Origin of the sequence: Leptolyngbya sp. FACHB-36 (assembly GCF_014695955.1) — a bacterium.
Classification (GTDB): domain Bacteria; phylum Cyanobacteriota; class Cyanobacteriia; order Leptolyngbyales; family Leptolyngbyaceae; genus FACHB-36.
In genome coordinates, this window is the sequence record NZ_JACJPG010000298.1 from 1 (window position 1) to 1,657 (window position 1,657).

The following is a 1,657-nucleotide window of genomic DNA, read 5'->3' on the forward strand; positions in this document are numbered from 1 at the left end:
ATTGCCGCCGCCGCTTGCACCCGCGCCATTCCAGTGTCGAAATAGGATTTGAGGCTGTCGATCGCATTGCGATCGAGGTAGCGCCCGGTAACGTCGTAGTTTCTAATCAGGCTCGTTACGGCATCCCGCATGTCACTCTATCTCCCAAAGGTCCTTAATAAATCGGTTTGATTATTTCCGAATCCGCCTGGTACGCAGCCTATGCGCTGTTGTCTGGGTGCGATCGTGCGGATTATGTTAGCTCAGAGATAATCAGGCAACTGTCTCCATCAGTTTACCCTGCTTCCTGCGCCATACCTGAATAGTACGTTCATGTTTCTTTACATACGCAGAGCCTTGGTAGGTGGGTCGATCATCATGTGCTGCGTTCCAAATTTCCCTAGGATTCGGGTCCTGTAACCCACATATCGCGCCATTTGACGGTGCCTTCGCTAGCAATGACCCAGCGACGCGGCACAAAATTTTCCCGCAGCGGCGACTGTCCTTCTCGCCACAGCGCGTACTTGTAGCTGATCATCTTGCCAGTGCTCTCGTTGAATGGAATTTCGCCAAACCACGTGTTGGAGTTGATGTATTCCAGCGGGTAGGCTTTGCTGATATCCCAATTGCCCAGCTCTGGACAATCTCCTGTAACCACGATCGTCTCTCCCGGCAGGGTTTGCACCCCATTGAGCTGGGCGCGGACGATCGTTTGTGCCTTCACTCGTTCTCCAACGCGACTAATGACGATGACGCTCCGCGCGTCTAGGTGTAGGTCGAGCAGCTTGCCGTCTTTGACTTCGTACTTGTTGCGCGTAACGACGCAGGTGTGTTCACCGTCCGGCAGTTCCGTATCGACTTCGGGAATGGTGGTTTCGCCGCCGCGATTTAGCACAACAAAGCAAACCGAATCGCGGTAGCGGCGCACGTAGCAGAGCACATCGGGCGTCAGGTACTTCTGCCACTGGCTACCCATTGACACCGCAGGATTCAAGCGTCGCAGCCCCGACAGCAGCCGCGCGTAGCGGTAAACCTCGGTGTCGGTGTCCCACGACTGCATCATCGGACGGTTGTAGGGGTCGTTGCCGCCGTCGGTGTCGTCGTGGAGGTACTGTTCGGTGCCGTAGTAGAGGCAGGGAATGCCGCGCGTCGTCATAATCAGCGCGATCGCCACCTTCAGCATGTCCGAGTCGGGATTAAGCGACTGAAAGCGCGGCATGTCGTGGTTGTCGATAAACGTGATCAGTTCCGTGGCACTGTTGTAGCGGTGGTCCTGCTCCAGAATTTCGCTTACCAAGTGAAATCCAGACTCTGCGCCTTGCCCCAGTGCTGCCCGCACTGCTTGACACAAGCCAAAATCCAGAATCGTCATGCCGGAGTGGTTGGCAAATTCGACGGAGCGATCGTCGCTAGGATGGCTCCAAATCCACTCGCCAAAAATAAATACGTCCGGGCGATGCAGGTACATATCGCCCGTAAACTCCTGCCAGAACCAGATGGGCATGTGCTTTACGGTATCTACCCGCAAGGCATCGACGCCACGATCGAGCCATTGTTTAATTGCCGCTTTGATGTACTGGCGATACTCGTTGTTGTTTTCGTTAAACGTTGCCAGACCCGCCAACTCACAATTTTGCACCTGCCAGTCGTCTTCCCAGTCCTGCACTTCGCCGTAGTG

1 protein-coding gene and 1 pseudogene are annotated in these 1,657 nt (G+C 55.0%); both read right to left on the reverse strand.

From position 1 onward, the window contains the following. Nucleotides 1-131: pseudogene (locus tag H6F43_RS08135) on the reverse strand (allophycocyanin subunit beta); the annotation flags it as partial. A 248-nt stretch (nt 132-379) separates the two neighbouring features. Continuing rightward, on the reverse strand, nt 380-1,657 hold a 1,278-nt coding region (locus H6F43_RS08140; RefSeq protein ID WP_190342299.1), incomplete at its 5' end, for an alpha-amylase family glycosyl hydrolase.